Annotated in this window: 18 protein-coding genes; all 18 read right to left on the reverse strand. The window is 35.8% G+C overall.

Annotated features, from left to right (window positions below; genetic code table 11):
• Nucleotides 1–27: 27 nt before the first annotated feature.
• Entirely contained in the window at nucleotides 28–387 is a 360-nt protein-coding gene (locus IGJ34_RS10020; protein WP_069655601.1) for a phage holin family protein, read from the reverse strand.
• Nucleotides 387–710, reverse strand: a complete 324-nt coding sequence (locus IGJ34_RS10025) for a PspC domain-containing protein (RefSeq protein WP_069655600.1) — start codon at nucleotides 708–710, stop codon at nucleotides 387–389. Before IGJ34_RS10025 ends, IGJ34_RS10020 begins: the two co-directional genes overlap by 1 nt.
• Before the next feature lie 194 nt (nucleotides 711–904).
• On the reverse strand, nucleotides 905–2,503 hold the full coding sequence (gene liaX / locus IGJ34_RS10030; RefSeq protein WP_430597381.1) for a daptomycin-sensing surface protein LiaX: 1,599 nt from the start codon (nucleotides 2,501–2,503) through the stop codon (nucleotides 905–907).
• Nucleotides 2,504–2,766: 263 nt separating this feature from the next.
• Nucleotides 2,767–4,068, reverse strand: a complete 1,302-nt coding sequence (locus IGJ34_RS10035) for a pyrimidine-nucleoside phosphorylase (RefSeq protein ID WP_430597382.1) — start codon at nucleotides 4,066–4,068, stop codon at nucleotides 2,767–2,769.
• A gap of 35 nt (nucleotides 4,069–4,103) precedes the next feature.
• Complete coding sequence (gene deoC, locus IGJ34_RS10040; protein ID WP_430597383.1) at nucleotides 4,104–4,775, reverse strand: deoxyribose-phosphate aldolase; 672 nt, start codon at nucleotides 4,773–4,775, stop codon at nucleotides 4,104–4,106.
• A 105-nt stretch (nucleotides 4,776–4,880) separates the two neighbouring features.
• Nucleotides 4,881–5,819: a sugar-binding transcriptional regulator gene (locus IGJ34_RS10045; protein WP_206848202.1), complete on the reverse strand. Its 939-nt coding sequence runs from the start codon at nucleotides 5,817–5,819 to the stop codon at nucleotides 4,881–4,883.
• Nucleotides 5,820–5,889: 70 nt separating this feature from the next.
• Entirely contained in the window at nucleotides 5,890–6,651 is a 762-nt protein-coding gene (locus tag IGJ34_RS10050) for a tyrosine-protein phosphatase (protein WP_111247353.1), read from the reverse strand.
• Nucleotides 6,652–6,666: 15 nt separating this feature from the next.
• Nucleotides 6,667–8,046: a hexose-6-phosphate:phosphate antiporter gene (gene uhpT / locus IGJ34_RS10055; RefSeq protein WP_069655595.1), complete on the reverse strand. Its 1,380-nt coding sequence runs from the start codon at nucleotides 8,044–8,046 to the stop codon at nucleotides 6,667–6,669.
• Nucleotides 8,047–8,246: 200 nt separating this feature from the next.
• Nucleotides 8,247–8,918, reverse strand: a complete 672-nt coding sequence (gene phoU / locus IGJ34_RS10060) for a phosphate signaling complex protein PhoU (protein ID WP_069655594.1) — start codon at nucleotides 8,916–8,918, stop codon at nucleotides 8,247–8,249.
• Nucleotides 8,919–8,936: 18 nt separating this feature from the next.
• Complete coding sequence (gene pstB / locus IGJ34_RS10065) at nucleotides 8,937–9,695, reverse strand: phosphate ABC transporter ATP-binding protein PstB (protein WP_069655593.1); 759 nt, start codon at nucleotides 9,693–9,695, stop codon at nucleotides 8,937–8,939.
• 10 nt (nucleotides 9,696–9,705) lie between these two features.
• Complete coding sequence (gene pstB, locus IGJ34_RS10070; protein ID WP_069655592.1) at nucleotides 9,706–10,506, reverse strand: phosphate ABC transporter ATP-binding protein PstB; 801 nt, start codon at nucleotides 10,504–10,506, stop codon at nucleotides 9,706–9,708.
• Nucleotides 10,507–10,522: 16 nt separating this feature from the next.
• Entirely contained in the window at nucleotides 10,523–11,407 is an 885-nt protein-coding gene (pstA, locus tag IGJ34_RS10075) for a phosphate ABC transporter permease PstA (RefSeq protein WP_069655591.1), read from the reverse strand.
• Nucleotides 11,407–12,327, reverse strand: a complete 921-nt coding sequence (gene pstC, locus IGJ34_RS10080) for a phosphate ABC transporter permease subunit PstC (RefSeq protein WP_069655590.1) — start codon at nucleotides 12,325–12,327, stop codon at nucleotides 11,407–11,409. Before pstC ends, pstA begins: the two co-directional genes overlap by 1 nt.
• 372 nt (nucleotides 12,328–12,699) lie before the next feature.
• On the reverse strand, nucleotides 12,700–13,554 hold the full coding sequence (locus tag IGJ34_RS10085; RefSeq protein ID WP_069655589.1) for a phosphate ABC transporter substrate-binding protein PstS: 855 nt from the start codon (nucleotides 13,552–13,554) through the stop codon (nucleotides 12,700–12,702).
• Nucleotides 13,555–13,735: 181 nt separating this feature from the next.
• The gene (cls, locus tag IGJ34_RS10090) at nucleotides 13,736–15,184 is read right to left on the reverse strand and encodes a cardiolipin synthase (RefSeq protein ID WP_430597384.1); all 1,449 of its coding nucleotides are present in this window, start codon (nucleotides 15,182–15,184) and stop codon (nucleotides 13,736–13,738) included.
• Nucleotides 15,185–15,388: 204 nt separating this feature from the next.
• The gene (gene ftsX, locus IGJ34_RS10095; protein WP_069655587.1) at nucleotides 15,389–16,273 is read right to left on the reverse strand and encodes a permease-like cell division protein FtsX; all 885 of its coding nucleotides are present in this window, start codon (nucleotides 16,271–16,273) and stop codon (nucleotides 15,389–15,391) included.
• The gene (gene ftsE, locus IGJ34_RS10100) at nucleotides 16,266–16,952 is read right to left on the reverse strand and encodes a cell division ATP-binding protein FtsE (protein WP_069655586.1); all 687 of its coding nucleotides are present in this window, start codon (nucleotides 16,950–16,952) and stop codon (nucleotides 16,266–16,268) included. Before ftsE ends, ftsX begins: the two co-directional genes overlap by 8 nt.
• A gap of 107 nt (nucleotides 16,953–17,059) precedes the next feature.
• Nucleotides 17,060–18,161, reverse strand: a protein-coding gene (gene prfB, locus IGJ34_RS10105) for a peptide chain release factor 2 (protein ID WP_111247351.1) whose coding sequence is annotated in 2 segments (ribosomal slippage) — nucleotides 17,060–18,088 and nucleotides 18,090–18,161 — 1,101 coding nt in all. Because the reading frame shifts where the segments join, the coding sequence is not laid out codon by codon here.
• Nucleotides 18,162–18,237: the final 76 nt, after the last annotated feature.

The following is an 18,237-nucleotide window of genomic DNA, read 5'->3' on the forward strand; positions in this document are numbered from 1 at the left end:
CCCAGAACGTTAAGTTGGGTTTTATCCTTATTCACTATATTTATCTAAATTACGTTCACTAACGATCATATTGACTAAAGACATAATCACTGCCATTAGAATCGCTGCTCCAAAGCTTGAAAAACCAAAGTTCATTTCTCCAACGAATGAAGACGTCATCTTCAATATGGCTGCATTCACAATAAAGCTAAACAAACCAAAAGTAAGTAAAGTAAATGGAAGGGATAAAATCGTCAACACTGGTTTTACTAACATATTCAATATGGAGAGCACAAATGCTGCGATCACCGCCATCCAAATACTTCTTACGAAAATCATATTTGGAAAAATCACAGAGAGTGAAACGAATGTCAACGTATTAACGATCAAACGTTGAAAATAGGTCATTAGAAGTCACTCCAGTCATCATCATCAACTTTCTCAGCTTGTTTTCTTTGTTTTTGTGAGTTTGCATATGGATTTGGATTACGTGTATTTCTATTATACGGATTTTTATTTCCATAATTGTCGTAATTTCTACTTCTTCCAGAAGGAAGCAATACAGCTAACGCAATGTATAGTAAGAATCCTGGAAATCCTGCAGAGAAAATTGCAAGAATAACATAAATCACACGTACTATGGTAGGATCAACACCGATCCACTCAGCAATCCCTGCTAAACTTCCTGTTAATACCACATTATTAGGAGATTTTGTCAATTGTTTTTTCATCTCTTTTCACCTCTCATCTTAAAAATTATACACTAGAATAGATAGTGAGACAAAAGTTTTTTCAACTGAAAAAACTAGATTGTTTCCTGTTCTACCATTCTTTTATTTGTTTTCCTTGATCAAAAGTTAAGAGTTGTTCTCTTAACTTTTGTTGGAAGAATGGACACTTTTTGTCGATTCATTGTTCTACACATTTATTTATCTGTGTCTTTTAAATAAATGTTTCCTGTTGTTGTAGAAGCATTGATTTGAGCCATATCATCATCATTTAAACGTCTAAATTGTAATAATTGATTGGTTCTTTCTTTCTTTTCACGAATCACTTCGTAATCACTTAATCGGCTATTGATGCTGCCTAAACTTGTTTTGACTGTCCCTTCGATACCAAGTTCATTTGGTAAAGCAATCTTTACATTGCCATTAACAGAACTTGCTTCTACTTTACGTAGTGTATTTTCTTTGGCAGTGATACGAACATCACCATTGATTAATGAAACTCCGATTGTTTGTGGTGCTGCAGTGATTGTTACAGTCCCATTGACTGTTTCAATGATATTATCTAAAATTTCTCCATCTAAGACTTTGATATCGCCATTTACACCTTCAATTTCAAGCATTGTTGCATCAATTTTATTAAATGTGATTGACCCATTTGTTGATTTAGCATAAACATCTTTTGCCTTTAATGATTCGATTGTTACGTTTCCGTTTAATAGTTTAATGGATACATGATCAAATGTACGTTCTGGTAAGTAGAAAATCAGGTCTGCCCGAACACGTTTGTTTGGAATTTGGAAGGAAATCACTTCATCATCCACATCGATTTGACTTCTTTCTAAGAAAGCTTCAAGTGGGGTTTCAGCATCCATTTTACCATACAGTTTGATTTTTCCTTCTACTTTAACATCTGGCTGATCCCAAGTTTTAAATACGATATTTCCGTTTGCTACTTTGACATCAATCAAACTCGCAAGAGGAGATGGATAATTAAATTCATGTTCAAATTTTGTTGTAGCAACACCAGGAACTTTAAAACTAACATCTTTCCATTCCATGTTATCATTCATTGTTTCTGAGAATGAGTTAAATGTTTTCTTCAAGAATGAGCCTAATTGAGATCCTGCTTCACTCATTTTTTCTCCGACTTGATTGATTGTGTCTGTGGCTTGATCTTTCCAATCATCTGGAATATCAAATTTTGATGCAACTCGATCTTTTGTACCAGACCATTGTTCTTTGCGAATATTCTTCAATTCAGCTTCTAACGCGATTTTTTCTTGCGTTCGTTCATCTAAAGAATCTTCTAATGACTTAACTTCTGTTTCAAGTGATGTTCTTAACGCTAAATCTTCGTTTGTTAATTCGCTTAATTCTTCTTTAGTGTTTAATTCCATCAATTTTTCTTGTGCTTCTTTGATTTCTTCTTTAACGCCAGCAATTTCAGCATTGATTTCATCTAGTTCAACGGAAGCACGATTTGCTTCTGTCGCTAGATCATCTAGAATTTTTTCTAAACGTTCATGATCTTGCGCTTCTTTTGCTTTGACATCTTCATCAGAAACTTCTGATTCTACTGTATCTTCTTTTTGATTTTCTAACTTATTTAATAAATCTACGACTTTATCATTTTCTTTTGTATCAACCATTGGATTTGTTACGTTTACTTGGTCGGCAGCTTTTTTGATTTGTTTTTCATCTTTTTCTGTCGCCATATTTTCTAATAAGACTAAAGCTTCCTCTGAAGATAGGATACCTTTTTTAACTAAGTCTAATACTCTTTCTCTTTCTTTCATGGAAATTGCCTCCTTAGCAAATTTTTCACCCGAGGGTGTTTTCCTTATGTACCTATTATGCCTTCTTTTTAGTTGTTTGTCATAGGACTTAAGAATGAATTTTTGGTAGTCCTAAAGGGTAACTCGTCATTTCTTTTAATTTTCGAATCATATAATAGGTAGAAAGTCGTATTATATCAGAAAAAAGGATAGGATAAAACTCTACGAGTCACATCCCATCCTCTTATATTCAACATGAAACTCGCACTTTTTACTTATTTTGACTAATTGTGAATTTCACGATAAATCAACTTACTTTCTGGAACGTCTGATCCGAGACGAATGTTCTCTTTGATCATCGTTACAACATCCTCAACCTCTTCTTGATTAGCAAAAATCGTGACTAAACTTTCTCCTTTTTTCACTTGATCGCCGACTTTTTTTCTTAGGACTAAACCAACCGCCAAGTCGATGTCATCTTCTTTTGTTTCTCTACCTGCACCAAGTTTCATCGCAGCTACCCCAATATTATCAGCAACTATCTCAGAAACGAAACCGTCTGAATCAGAAATAACTTCTATTTCGAAGTTTGCTTGCGGCAACAGCTTCGGGTCATCTACCCATGCAGGATTACCACCTTGATTTTTGATGAATTGTTTAAATTTAACCAGAGCTGAACCGTCTGTGATAACTCCTTGCAAGAGCTCTCTCGCTTTAACTAAAGAATCAGTCTTGCCAGCAAGGACAACCATTTGGCTTCCTAATGTTAAGACTAGTTCAGTTAGATCTTCTGGTCCATTGCCTTGTAAAGTGTCAATCGCTTCTTGCACTTCCAATGAATTCCCGATCGCATTTCCCAAAGGTTGAGACATATCGGAAATAATCGCCATTGTATTTCTACCTACTAAATTGCCAATTCTCACCATTGCTGAAGCGAGTTCTGCCGCATCTTCCTCGGTTTTCATAAAGGCTCCTGCTCCCGTCTTTACATCTAAAACAATCGCATCAGCACCGGCTGCAATTTTTTTACTCATGATCGAGCTTGCAATCAACGGAATTGAACTAACAGTGGCAGTTACATCTCTTAAAGCATATAACTTTTTATCAGCTGGCGTTAAGTTACCAGATTGACCGATTACTGATATCTTGTCTCGATTGACCATCTCAGTAAATTCTTCATCTGTCAGTTCCACATGAAAACCAGCAAAAGCTTCTAGCTTATCAATCGTACCACCTGTATGGCCTAAACCGCGTCCTGACATTTTTGCAAATGGAATATCAAGAGCCGCCACAAGAGGCGCTAAAACTAAGGTTGTTGTATCACCAACACCACCAGTTGAATGTTTATCCACTTTAATTCCCTCGATATTCGATAAATCAATCACATCACCAGAATGAACCATTGCCAATGTTAAATTAGCTCTTTCTTCATCTGACATATCTTGAAAATATACAGCCATTAAAAAGGCACTTGCCTGATAATCTGGAATCGTACCATTTGTTAAACCATCAATAAAGAATTCAATTTCGTCTTTACTTAATTCTTTACCGTTTCTTTTTTTTTCAATAATATCTACCATTCTCATAGTTCGGGCCTCGCGTTCTCCATTATTTATATTTTTTAATAGCCATCGGTTGTATTTTTGCTTGTTTCATCCACAATAGCTACACTTGAACTTGCACCTAATCTTGAAGCCCCTGCATGAATCATTGCTTTAGCATCTTCTGCCGTCCGAACACCACCAGAGGCTTTCACTCCGATATCTGGCCCTACGGTTTTACGCATCAACGCAATATCCTTGATTGTAGCACCACCAGTTGAAAAACCAGTTGATGTTTTTACAAAATCAGCTCCTGCTTGAACCGATAGTTTTGATGCTAACGCAATTTCTCTGTCCGTCAATAAACAAGTTTCTAGAATCACTTTAATTAGTGCTTTACCTTGAGCAGCCTTCACAACGGCTTCAATATCTTTTAAAACAATGTTGTCATTTCCTGATTTCAGCGCGCCAACATTGATGACCATATCAACCTCTGTTGCACCATTTTTGATGGCATCTTCTGTTTCAAATGCTTTTGTAGCTGTTGTATTTGCACCTAAAGGAAATCCAATAACTGTACATACCTCAACAGTAGTCCCAGCTAATTCTTTACTGGCTAAAGAAACCCAGTAAGGATTCACACATACCGATGCGAATTCATATTTTTTAGCCTCTTCTATCAAGGCGAATAGAGCGTCCTCATTTGCTTCTGGTTTTAGTAATGTGTGATCGATCATTTTGTTTACGTTCATTGTACTCTCCCTTTCAGAACATCTGTTCTTAACGATTGAAATTCCGTTCAAATAAAATTTTTATAAAAGAGTAGAAATAACCTCTACTCCGATTTAGTAGTATAACTAGTGCTGTAACAATTTCATTGCTGTAAATTTATCAATCAACAGTACGTTAGCATAACCACCAACTAAGGCGCCATGAATCGCCTTGATCTTTCGGTCACCGCCTGCAATTAAAATTGATTTTTCTTTTGTTTTTAATTCATCAAGTTCAATACCGATCGTCCGACTATTGATTTCTTGGTCGCTGATTTGTCCATTTTTATCAAAAAATCTTGAACAGATATCCCCTACTGCATTCCCTTTAAGTGACGTTTCTTCTTGTTCCGTAAAATAACCCAAACGGAAATGCAATGATTCACTTTGGACTGTTCCTACAGTGAAGACAGCGATATTAGCTTGCCTACCTAATTCGATAACCTTGCTGATATGACGATCTTTTACAACTAAATCTTTGGCTTTCTTACTATCTAAAATGACTGGCAAAGGAAAGGTTCTTGCTTTTGTATTTAATTGTTCAGCTAATAATGTGATTGTCTCAAACGCATAGTTATTAACATCGAAATACGCAATACCACCTTTTAACTGAACAACTTCGACACCTTTTACATCCAGTCGACTCATTTTAGAGACCGTCTTATGCATTGTCGTACCCCAGCTCACCCCGACGATATCCCCGTTTTTGATTGTTTCTTCAAGATACTCAGCTGCGTATGAAGTTAGATACTCCGATATCGAATTGTAGTTTGGATCAGGTGAAAAAGCGACATGTACCTCCGTTAGTCCATATTTCTCTTTGAGTTTTTTTTCGATTTCAAATAAATCAGAAAAAGGATCAAAAATCGTGATTTGAACATAGCCTTTTTCTTTTGCATATTGCAATAGACGAGAAATCGTTGGACGTGACACATTTAATTTTTCGGCGATTTCTTGTTGACTAAACGAAGATTGATAGTACAGTCTTGCAACTTCAATACTCAGTTGTTGTTTTTCTTTATCCATACTCATTGTCCGTTCCTTATTATTTAAGCCCATTATAGCAAGAACAATCAAGGAAGACAAATAGCGTTTTTTAGTCAGTTAAATAGATGTTTCTCAATTCAGCCAATTTTACTTGATCGAAATTCAAACACTCAGCCGCATAGTTTTCAGCTGTCCCAAACTGTTTCTCAATCAATTTAAAGGTATGATCCAAGTATTCTTCTTTTACATAAAGAGCCGTAGCTAAAGACTCTAGTTGTTCTTCATTAAATCCTTGCTCTCTGAAGTGTTGTACGAGTTCATCATTGGCTTGTTTTCTTTCAGTATTTGTAATTAGAAAGTCTTTGTAAATTTCTTCCTTTTCCACATCTAGCAACAATAACAATAACGCTGATGCATAACCTGTTCTGTCTTTACCAGCAAAACAATGGAAAATCGTTGCTCCCTCTTTATTGGCTAATATGTAGTCCATAAATTCTGTAAACCCTTCTTGTGCTCCTGGATTTAAAATCAAGTCTTCATATACGCCTAACATATGTTTATCAACAGCTTCAATTGATTTCAACTTAGCAAAATCAGCCAAACTAGAGTTTTTAGCATTCATTTTTCCAAGTAAATCTAAATTAACATACTCCACTTCTTGAATCGGCGTATCTGGAGATTCACTAATTTCAAAACCTCGTCTAAAATCAATGATTCTAGTCAGATTAAACCCTTCTACTAATAGCCTTTGTGTTTCTTCATCTAAGTTCACTAAATGACCTGAGCGCAATAATTTTTTGGACTTGATTGTTTTCCCTTCTTTATTTTTAATACCACCTAAATCTCTAAAATTCGTAATTTGTACGTTCATTTGTTTATTCCACCTTTATGCACTTAATTGTTTTCTTCTTTTTTCTTCTGCAAATGCCACAATTCCTAAAAGAACAGCAATGATTACGATTGAAATGTAAAAGATAATAAATGTATCATTCCAACCATGCAAAACATGACCAAAAAAATTCACTCCGTCTTTTGCTGGATCGGAAATTTTAGCTAAGAGAATCTTTGCCATTGAATCTCCAAACAGATAGGCAAAAGCTCCTAATAATCCACCTGAAACAACTGTTGCTTTTTTAGGAACAAATCCCAGCATTGATAGATTGATCAATAATTGTGGTCCAAAAACCATCATACCTAACATAAATAATGAAGCATTGATCACAAATTCAGTTGTACCAAGCTGATATCCGATAATACCAATCGGGAGTAAAATCGTACTTACAGTAGCAACCAGTGCCGGACGCCCTTTTAGTAAATCTGAAATATATCCCCAAGCTAAACACCCAACTAAAGCACCCATTTCAAAATAAAAAATGGTTTGAGCGGCGGCTTCCTGTGAAAAATTCAAATGTTCAGTAACATATAGTGGTGCCCAGTTATCGATCCCAATTCGTACAATATAAACGAAAACATTCGCAACACACAACACCCAAATATAAGGATTGGTTAATAGATATTTTTTAAAAATTTCCCATTTCGTTAAGTTTTCAGCATCGACGTTGGCCTCTTCAACTGGCTCACCAAAGATTTCTTCACTAGAATTCCACCCTAAATCTTCCGGTCTATTTTTGCCAATAAAAAAAGTTCCTATCGCAACGACAGCAGCTACGATTGCTGGAATAATAAACATTCCTGCAACTTGGCCTTTAAAGAAAGTAGTAGCACACCAGACCGCAAAAATCCCGGCGAAACCGCCCCCAATATTGTGAGAAGCATTCCATAATCCAATGTATCTACCACGATTGCTTCTTGTTGTCCATTGCGTGATGACAGAAGCGCAACTTGGTCCTCCAACACATTGGAATAAGCCGTTTAATGACCATAAAACAACAATCCAGCCCATAGGGACATTATTCATTGTAAACAGTATTCCCATACATAAAACGGTGATTGAAGATAATAATAACAAGATAGATAGGATTTTCTTTGTATTTTTCCCATCAACAATATAACCCACAATAAATTTACCGAATCCATAAACAATCGAAAAGACAAAACCAATGTAACCAAGATCTGTCGTTGTAAGGCCTAGTTGGCTTTTCAGTAATGGTTGTGCTGCTTTAAAGTTATTACGAATCATGTACATTGTGATGTAGATTACCACAACGACCAAAAACGGTTTCATAAATTCTTTGAACCATTGTTTTCTTTGTTCAGCCAACGTTGGTCGACTGATTGTACCAACAACTGCATTCGTTTCTTCCAAATTAACTCACCCCAAAATTTTAATTATAATGGTTAGCGCTTTCCAATATAATTGTATAATACACGAGGTAAGAACAAATGTAAACACGATATTGAAATTATGTTCAAATTTATTTTTTACATTTTAACTGCTAAACTATATTAACTAAAAAGACAAGAATACAACTCTTTGAGTCATCCTCTTGTCTTTTAATTATCTTTTTATTCGTCGTGATTGCTATTCAATTCTGTGATTTTTCCTGTTGCTAGATAAACAATCCACTCACAGATATTCGTTACATAGTCTCCAATACGTTCTAAATATGTCGCAACATGCAGATAATCGGTTCCACTAACAACCGTTTCTGGATTTGCTTGCATGGCTTTGATCGAATGACTATAGATACTATCAAAATACTCATTCACACGAGTATCCATCTTAGCAATCATACGCGCATCTTTTTGATCTGTTTTTACATAAGCGATCAAGACATTATCAACCATTTTTTTCACATAATCAGACATATCTGAAATTTCTTTTTCGATTTCAGGAATTCTTGTTTCTCCTTTTAAACGAATCGTAGATTTTGCGATCGATACAGCATGATCTGCCATCCTTTCTAAGTCAGAGCTGGCTTTCATCACAGTGATAATCATTCTTAAATCAGTAGTAACTGGCTGTTGTAAAGCAATCATTTCAAAGCTTTTCTTTTCTAATTTTACTTCCATATCATTGATTTGTACATCGTATTCGATCACTTCATTGGCAATCTTTTTATCATGATTAATATAAGCACGCACAGATTTATGTACGACATTACTTACCATCATGCCCATTTCATAAAATTGATTATGCAGATTTAATAACTCTTCTTCAAATTGGCTACGCAACATGTATTATCCTCCTTTTTTTTAACCAAATTTTCCAGAAATATAATCTTCTGTTTGTTTTTCTTTAGGGTTTAAGAATATTTTCTTTGTATCGTTGAATTCTATCAATTCTCCTTGTAAAAAGAAAGCCGTTTTATCGGAGATTCTAGATGCTTGAGACATATTGTGTGTTACCATGATCATCGTATATTTTTCTTTTAGCGTTAAAAGCATATTTTCGATTTTACCACTGGAAACAGGATCTAGTGCACTTGTTGGTTCATCTAATAAGATAATTTCAGGATCGACCGCTAAAACACGAGCGATACATACACGCTGTTGCTGTCCACCAGATAAAGACAAGGCGCTTTTGTGTAGTTTATCCTTTACATCATCCCACACAGAGGCTGCTTTTAAGCTATTTTCAACAGCTTCATCTAAAACTTGTTTATCCTTTTCACCTTTTAAGCGTAAACCATAAATCACATTTTCGTAGATAGAAAAGGGAAACGGATTAGGTTGTTGAAAGACCATACCGATTTCTTTGCGTAAATCTACAATATCTGTTTTTGGACCGTAGATATCTTTGCCTTTATACACTACACTACCAGTAATCGTTACGCCTGGAATCAAATCGTTCATCCGATTCAACGAGCGTAGGTAGGTCGATTTACCGCAACCAGAAGGACCAATCATCGCAGTGATTTCTCCTTGATTAATGCTCAAATCAATGCCTTTTAAAGCTTCCTTTTTACCGTAATATAAGTGCAAATCTTTTGATGAAATAATCTCTTTTGTCATCTTGCTCCTCCTAACCAAAATGTCCAGAAACGTAATCTTCTGTCGCTTGAATTTTTGGTCGTGTAAAGATTTTTCTTGTTTCATCGTATTCAATCACTTTACCTAGGTAGAAAAAGGCCGTGTAATCACTGATACGAGCAGCTTGTTGCATATTATGCGTTACGATAATAATCGTATAATCATCTTTTAAATTGACTAATGTTTCTTCGACTTTTCCGGTTGAAATTGGATCTAGTGCACTGGCAGGTTCATCTAAAAGTAAAATATCCGGTTTCATGGCAATGGCTCTAGCAATGCATAAACGTTGCTGTTGCCCACCAGACAAAGCAAGTGCACTTTTATCTAGATTATCTTTGACTTGTTCCCAAAGTGCAGCTTGTTTTAAACTAGTTTCAACAATTTCATCTAGTTTTTTCTTATCTTTTTCACCATGTTGCTTTAAAGCAAAGGTGATGTTTTCATAAATAGATTTACTAAATGGGTTAGGACGTTGAAATACCATGCCGATTCGTTTACGCATTTCATAGACATCGACTTCTTTGGTATTGACGTTTACCCCTTTATACATGATATCTCCCGTTACCTTGGTATTAGCGATACCATCATTCATCCGATTCAACGAGCGTAAATAAGTCGATTTACCACAACCAGAAGGACCAATCAAAGCAGTGATTTTATTTTTTTCAAACTCTAAGTCAACGCCTTTGATGGCTTCATTTTCACCATACCAAACGTGTAGATCATCGGTATGTAAAGCGATTGGTTCTGGTAATTTAATAATATTGGTGTCATTTAAATTATATTCTTTCATTCTGATTCCCCTAACATTAGGCTGATGTCATTCTTTTATATAATCTGTTTCCGATAAAACGTGCGCCGAAATTAAAGAGTAACACGACTAAAATCAGAACAGCAGAGGCTCCAGCAGAAACAGCTGCGCCATCTGGCATTGTACCTTCTGTATTGATTTTCCAAATATGGACTGCTAACGTTTCAGCCTGACGGAAAATACTGATTGGGCTTGAGACACTTAACGGATTCCAATTGCTGAAATCTAATGCTGGTGCACTTTGTCCTGCAGTATAAATCAATGCTGCTGCCTCACCAAAAATTCTTCCAGAACTCAAAATTACACCAGTTAAAATACCTGGCAACGCTTCTGGAACGACTACTTTCATCACGGTTTCCCAACGGGATAATCCCAGAGAGAGTCCAGCTTCTCGCTGTGTATAATGAACTGCTTTTAATGATTCTTCCACATTTCTTGTCAATAAAGGTAAGTTGAAAAATGTTAAGGCCAATGCTCCTGAAATAATTGAGAAACCATACCCAAGTTGCACTACAAAAATCAAGAAACCAAACAAACCAACAACAACTGAAGGAAGTGAGCTTAAAATTTCGATTGATGTGCGAATCACATCTGTAACCCAATTTTTCTTCGCATACTCTGATAGATAAATACCCGCACCTAATGAGATAGGAAAACTGATGAGCATCGTTATCAATAATAAGTACAACGAGTTAAATAATTGAATCCCAATACCGCCGCCAGCTTGATACGCTTTAGAAGGTTTTGTCAAAAAGTTCCAAGATATATGGGGGATCCCACGAATTAAAATATAAAGCAGCAATGCTGCCAAAATCAAAACAATCACGCCTGAAATAGCATATAAGACGCCTGTTGCAAATTTATCTGCTTTTTTTGCATTCATTATTTCAAGGCCCCTTTCCTACCAATGATCCGAATAATAATATTAAAGAATAATGACATCAATAATAGGATCAGCGCAAGTGACCAAAGCACATTGTTTTCTACAGTTCCCATAATTGTATTTCCAATCCCCATCGTCAAAATACTTGTTAAAGTAGACGCAGGCGTTGTCAAACTTGATGGCATGATAGCCGCATTTCCGATAACCATTTGAATTGCCAATGCTTCACCGAAGGCACGTGCCATCCCAAAAACTACAGCAGTTAGAATGCCAGGCACAGCAGCGCGTAAAACCACTTTGTAAATCGTTTGCCAGCGGGTCGCTCCCAAGGCTAGCGATGCTTCACGATAGTGACGAGGAACTGATTTTAACGCATCAACTGTCATAGTTGTAACTGTTGGCAAAATCATAATGAATAGTACAAATGTACCCGCTAAGATCCCAAAACCTGTACCACCGAAAATTGAACGAATAAAAGGGACGATCACAGATAAACCGATAAAACCATATACCACAGAAGGAATTCCAACTAATAGTTCAATAACTGGTTGTAAAATTTTCGATCCTTTTTTTGGTGAAATTTCTGTCATAAATACAGCTGCTCCAATCGCAAATGGTGTTGCAATAATTGCTGACATAAATGTTACAATAAAAGAACCCGCAATCATCGGTAAAGCCCCTACCATTGGTTGGCCATCCGTTCCCGTTTCACTTGGATTCCAGTTTGTACCGAATAAAAAGTCGGATACTTTAATTTTATTTGTAAAAAAAGTCGCCAAACCTTTACTTGCCACAAAATAAAAGATCGATAAAACAACCAAAACAATCAAAGCGATACAAAGAAAACTAATAAATTTCCCTCGTTGTTCCATTCTGGCGCGCTTTGATTTTGTTAACAATTTCTTCTGAACATCTTCCAAGAAAATTCCTCCTTAAATTAAAAGCGTAACGAGCTTGTTTGACTCTGACTGGAAAATAGGAAAAATCGAATGTGGCGTTTTTTGCCACACTCTATTTTTATCTTTTTCCCGAAGAGTTAGCTCGTGAAGCTAGATATCATATGGTAACAACGTTCCGCTTTGCTTCACCTTGCACTTTCCAACATCAGTTCATTTCATTCACTGTGTGTCAAAGCAAAAACGTAACGAGCTCGATCAGAATTTAATTTTTCCAACAATTCCCCATATGCTCAACACGTTCCATAATAAAAACAGTCTAACTTTTGAACATAAATTTACGTTTAATAACATGTAAATCTTATGTTAAGTTTGTAAATTTTGTGTAAAGGTTGATTATTTAATAAGATTTCCTTGCCAATCACGTTCTACTTCCATTTTAGACACAGGAATATAGCCTAATTGCGCAATGATTTTTTCCTGTACATCGTCTGACAACATGAAGTCCAAGAATTCGTCTGTCAATTGTTTTGGCTTTCCTAATGTATACATATGTTCATAAGACCAAATAGTCCATTTGTTTGTGACAACATTGTCGTCTGTTGGTTTTACACCATCAATACTTAGTGTATTGACTTCGTCATTAACGTAAGAAAAAGCAGTATAACTAATTGCTCCTGGTGTATCAGCAACAATAGAGCGTACCATTCCACTTGAATCTTGTTCTTGAGCTTGAATCGCTGTTTTGCCATCTAATACCCAACGTTCAAACGTCACTCGTGTACCACTTCCTGCAGCACGATTCAGCATAACAATAGGAATATCTTTCCCACCGATTTCTTTCCAATTAGTTATCTCTCCTAAAAAAATTTTTCTTAGGTTTTCTAAAGAAATATCTGATACACCAACCTTTTTATTAACGATTGGCGTAATTCCTACTACGGCAACTTTATGATCTGTCAATTTAGACGCGTCAATTCCTTTTTTTTCTTCCGCAAACAAATCTGAATTTCCAATATCCACTGCACCTGACTGAACTTGGCTTAATCCTGTACCACTTCCGCCACCTTGAACATTAACAAAGCGACCTGGATGTTGATTTTGAAATTCTTCCGCTGCAGTTTCAACCAAAGGCTGTAATGCTGAAGATCCGACGGCAGTGATCGATTCACCACGATCAATCCACTTAGCGCAACCTGATAAAGTTAGTACTCCAATTAAACTAAAAAATAATAGCATTTTCTTTTTCATTTATCTGATAATCCTCCAAACTCAATTCAATCAATTCATTTTAACATTAACTCTTTCCATTGAAAATTATAAGTTGCTCCAGTTCATCATTTTTTTGAATTAAATAACAAACATAGCGTTTAAGAAACAGAATAAATTAAAAAGTACAACTGAACTACCAGGTTGCACTTTTTGCACTAATTTATAATAAAGGTGAAATTAGCCGAGCTAAACCTTCTTTTAATTTGATGAGTACACCGCGATTGCAGTATTTTTCTTCTGTTAACAATTCTGATACTTTAGAATCTTCATAGAATGCATTTCGTACTTCTTCAGAAAATGTTTGATCATAAATAACTGTATTTACTTCAAAATCAAGTCGAAATGAACGGACATCAATATTTGCAGATCCTACAGATACGATTCCACCATCAATAATCATCGTTTTAGCATGAATAAATCCTTGTTCATAGGTTTCAATAATAGCACCATATTCTAGCAGTTCAGCTGAAAATGAGTATGTCGCCCAGTAAACTAGCATATGGTCTGGCTTATTTGGTATTTGCATACGCACTTTTACACCTGATAACAAAGCTAACTTTAGCGCTTCGTGAATCGAGGCATCTGGTATATAATATGGCGTTTGGATCAAAATTTCTTTCTTTGCTATTGAAATCATTTTTAAATACGTCATTTTTATTTGCTCAAGTTCTGAATCAGGACCGCTAGTAACAACTTGAACAGCTTTTTTACCATCAGAATGAATTGGTGGAAAATATGCTGCATCATAGCTCAGTTCTTTTCGATGTTGTGAATTCCAATCCATTAAAAAACGATTTTGCAAACTATAAACAGCTTCACCATAAATTCGAAGATGATTGTCTCGCCAATAACCAAATTTTTTAACCTTACCAAGGTACTCATTTCCAACATTAAATCCACCAGTATAACCAATTTTTCCATCGATCACTACAATTTTCCGATGATTGCGATAATTGATTCTTGGATTTAGATAGGGAACAAACAACGGAAAGAAAAAAGCCACTTCTCCACCAATTTTTCTTAGTTCTTCAAAAAATTTCATATTTACTTGTGTCGAACCCCAAGCATCTAAAAGCAAACGAACTTTTACGCCTCTTTTCACAGCATTGATGAGTTCTTGTCGAATTTCTTTTCCTAAAGTATCACCGCGATAAATGTAGTATTCCATATGAACATGATCTGTAGCTTGTCGGATATCTTCAATCAAGCTATCAAATTTCTCTCGACCATCTGTATATAAAAGAACCTCATTTTTTGTTGTATATAAAGAGCTTTCGAAAATAGTCAACATATAAATCAATTGCTTTGAATCTACTTCTCCAGTTGGAGGATGAGGAAATAACCCTCTTAATAATGATTGTTTCTCCGCTTCTATTTCGGCATTCATCCCGATTTTTGCCTGCATTTTCATATCAAAGATTTTATCTTTTGAAATACCTCGACCTAAGAAAATATAAAGAATGAACCCTAAAACGGGAATAAACATCAAGACCAACAGCCACGACCATGTCTGAGCTGTTTGTTTCCGTTCTCGAAAAACGATAATTAATGATAAAAGCATATTAGCAATAAAAATAATAACAAATAAATTATCATATAAAAATTTCATTTACGCACCCCAATCACTTCACTCATACATCCCCAATAAAGCATAACGAAATTATGAAAATAAGTAAAGAAAAAAAGGAGGTGGGACATGACTCTACGAGTCACACCCCACCCCCTAAGGAATCCGGATAAACGGTTGAAGCATAAGCAACTATTATGCTTTGCTTCGATTACATCATATTCTATCCCAACTTCTTTAAGTTCACTAAATTTTTAAGAAGCGACGCATTGAGATAATAGATCCGAGTGATCCTATCGTCATACCAATGACGATCATCAATACATCAATCTGCCAAACAAATGATTCAGGTTTTAATAATGAATAATTTGAACTTAGCAATTGTGGATTGAACAATGTATAAAATTTTTGATAGCCAAACGTTAGTACCAAAATTGGAATGATCGCACCAATCAAACCGATCCAAGCTCCTTCTATAAAGAAAGGCCAACGAATATAACCATTTTTTGCTCCAACCAAACGCATGATTTGGATTTCTCTTTGGCGCGAAATAATCGTAATTCGAATCGTATTAGAAATTAAGAATACTGCAACAAACAATAGTAATATTGCGGCACCTAGTCCCCATGTTCTAACTTTTCCTGCGATACTAAAAATCTTATCGGAAGAAACGCCACCATAATCCGCTTTAAATACATTCGGTAGTTTTGCTGCTTTTGCTGAGATTTCTTTCGTATCTGATGGTTCTTTCGCACTTACGTAATACACATCGTACAATGGATTGCTGTCACCTTCAAACAAGTTCCAAGCTTCACCCATTTGTTTTTGGATTTTCTTTAATTGTTTGTCTTTATTTGAATAGGAGATTGTTTCTACATTGTCGATTTTATTTAAATCTTTTTCTAGTTTTTGCATTTCATCCGGTGTTGTACCGATGTCAACGAAAACAGAAACTGTTACGTTTTCTTCAATGTCTTTTGCTAATTTTGTTGCATTAAAAATTACTGCCATAAAAATCCCAACAAGAACTAAAGTAATTGTAACGGCGCTGGCTGAAGCAATTGTCATCCACCCATTACGTTTTAAACTTTTGATACTTTCTAGGACATGAGAAAAGAACGTTCTAATCATCGTAGCCATATTCTCCTTCCGCTTGGTCTCGAATAATCCGGCCATTTTCGATGGCGATTACGCGATGACGGATCGTGTTTACAATCGTGCTGTTGTGTGTTGCCATTACAACCGTTGTTCCTTGAGCATTGATCCGGTCCAACAATTTCATGATTTCCCATGAGTTTTCCGGGTCAAGGTTTCCTGTTGGTTCATCGGCAATCAACACTTTTGGTGTATTTACAATTGCTCGAGCAATAGAAACACGTTGTTGTTCCCCACCAGATAGTTCACTTGGGAATACTCTAACTTTATGTTTTAAACCAACTAAATCAAGAACTTCCATTACTCTTTTCTTGATATCTCTTGGTTTACGCCCAACAACTTGCATTGCATAGGCAACATTTTCATATACTGTTTTTTTTGTCAATAATTTGTAATCCTGAAAGACAATCCCGATTTCTCTTCTAAGGTAAGGAACTTCTGAATTTTTTATTTTCATTAAATCATGACTGGCAACTTTCAAACGTCCTTTTGTTGCTTTTTCTTCACGGTACATTAATTTGATGAACGTTGATTTTCCGGCTCCAGAAGGGCCAACAACATAAACGAATTCACCTTGTTTTATTTCTACTGAAATATTTCGAATAGCAGTTGTACCATTCGAGTATTTCTTCATTACATCTTTCATTTCAATCATGGCGTATTCTCTCCATCTCTGTTTTCTAGACTATCAACCATTATAACATGACTTTGTTTCAAGGCTCTTTCAACAGTTTACAATTTTATTTCATTTCTGTAAATTGATCAATTTAATTTTTGTTTCAAGTAAGCATCAATGAATCCATCTAAGTCTCCATCCATTACTGCCTGTACATTTCCTGTTTCATAATTGGTACGATGATCTTTGACCATTGAATAAGGATGAAAAACATAGGAACGAATTTGCGAGCCCCATCCAATCTCCAATTGTTCACCGCGTAATGATGCTGCTTCTTGGGCTTTTTTATCCATTTCTAGTTGATAAAGTTTTGCTTTAAGCATCCCCATTGCTTGCTCACGGTTTTTAAGTTGAGAACGTTGAGCTTGGCTTGCAACAACGGTTCCAGTCGGAATATGCGTAATTCGTACCGCTGATTCGGTCTTATTGATATGCTGCCCACCAGCTCCACTCGCACGATACGTATCGACTTTTAAATCATCGGTATTGATGTCAATCTCAACATTTTCATCCAATTCAGGCATAATGTCAACCGAACAAAAAGACGTATGACGACGTTTTGCCGAATCAAATGGAGAAATACGGACTAAACGATGCACACCTTTTTCGGATTTCAGATAACCATATGCATTATATCCTTTAATAAGAAGAGTCACACTTTTAATACCTGCTTCATCTCCAGATTGGTAATCCAATGTTTCAACTTGAAACCCATGGCTTTCAGCCCAACGAGTATACATCCGAAGTAACATGCTACCCCAATCTTGTGATTCAGTTCCTCCAGCTCCTGGGTGAAGTTCCATGATAACATTATTTTTATCATATGGCTCGTTTAACAATAAAGAAAGTTCATAAATGCTTAATTTTTCCTTTAGGGTCAATAAACGTTCTTCCAGTTCCACCTGCGTATCAGCATCGTACTCTTCTTGCTGCATCTCACTCATGATTTCTAATTCTTCCAGCTCATCTGCAAATTGATGAAATTGTTGATATTTTTCTTTGTAAGAATTGGTTTCATTAATCAACTGTTGCGCGGTTTCTGAATTATCCCAAAATCCAGGTTCTGCCATTCTGTTTTCGGCTTCTGCGATATCTTCTTCTAACTGATCTAAGTCAAAGAGACCCCCTGAAGCTAGTAATTGATTGATTCATTTCATCTAAAATAGTTCGGATTTCAGCATTTTCCATGATATTTTCTTCCTTTCACTTTCAATACGCTAGTTTACAAATAAATGAAGGCGAGGCGAACGCCTCACCTTCATCG

Origin of the sequence: Enterococcus sp. AZ177 (genome assembly GCF_050544585.1) — a bacterium.
GTDB classification, from domain to species: domain Bacteria; phylum Bacillota; class Bacilli; order Lactobacillales; family Enterococcaceae; genus Enterococcus_L; species Enterococcus_L plantarum.

Bases quoted from the DNA above. Each gene is read 5' to 3' on its own strand.
- ftsE (WP_069655586.1), bottom strand. From the start codon at position 16,952: ATGATTGAAATGAAAGATGTAATGAAGAAATACTCGAATGGTACAACT.
- cls (WP_430597384.1), bottom strand. From the start codon at position 15,184: ATGAAATTTTTATATGATAATTTATTTGTTATTATTTTTATTGCTAAT.
- IGJ34_RS10050 (WP_111247353.1), bottom strand. From the start codon at position 6,651: ATGAACGTACAAATTACGAATTTTAGAGATTTAGGTGGTATTAAAAAT.
- liaX (WP_430597381.1), bottom strand. From the start codon at position 2,503: ATGAAAGAAAGAGAAAGAGTATTAGACTTAGTTAAAAAAGGTATCCTA.
- phoU (WP_069655594.1), bottom strand. From the start codon at position 8,918: ATGTTGCGTAGCCAATTTGAAGAAGAGTTATTAAATCTGCATAATCAA.
- IGJ34_RS10020 (WP_069655601.1), bottom strand. From the start codon at position 387: ATGACCTATTTTCAACGTTTGATCGTTAATACGTTGACATTCGTTTCA.
- IGJ34_RS10025 (WP_069655600.1), bottom strand. From the start codon at position 710: ATGAAAAAACAATTGACAAAATCTCCTAATAATGTGGTATTAACAGGA.
- deoC (WP_430597383.1), bottom strand. From the start codon at position 4,775: ATGAACGTAAACAAAATGATCGATCACACATTACTAAAACCAGAAGCA.
- IGJ34_RS10085 (WP_069655589.1), bottom strand. From the start codon at position 13,554: ATGAAAAAGAAAATGCTATTATTTTTTAGTTTAATTGGAGTACTAACT.
- IGJ34_RS10035 (WP_430597382.1), bottom strand. From the start codon at position 4,068: ATGAGAATGGTAGATATTATTGAAAAAAAAAGAAACGGTAAAGAATTA.
- ftsX (WP_069655587.1), bottom strand. From the start codon at position 16,273: ATGATTAGAACGTTCTTTTCTCATGTCCTAGAAAGTATCAAAAGTTTA.
- pstB (WP_069655592.1), bottom strand. From the start codon at position 10,506: ATGAAAGAATATAATTTAAATGACACCAATATTATTAAATTACCAGAA.
- pstB (WP_069655593.1), bottom strand. From the start codon at position 9,695: ATGACAAAAGAGATTATTTCATCAAAAGATTTGCACTTATATTACGGT.
- pstA (WP_069655591.1), bottom strand. From the start codon at position 11,407: ATGAATGCAAAAAAAGCAGATAAATTTGCAACAGGCGTCTTATATGCT.
- IGJ34_RS10045 (WP_206848202.1), bottom strand. From the start codon at position 5,819: ATGGATAAAGAAAAACAACAACTGAGTATTGAAGTTGCAAGACTGTAC.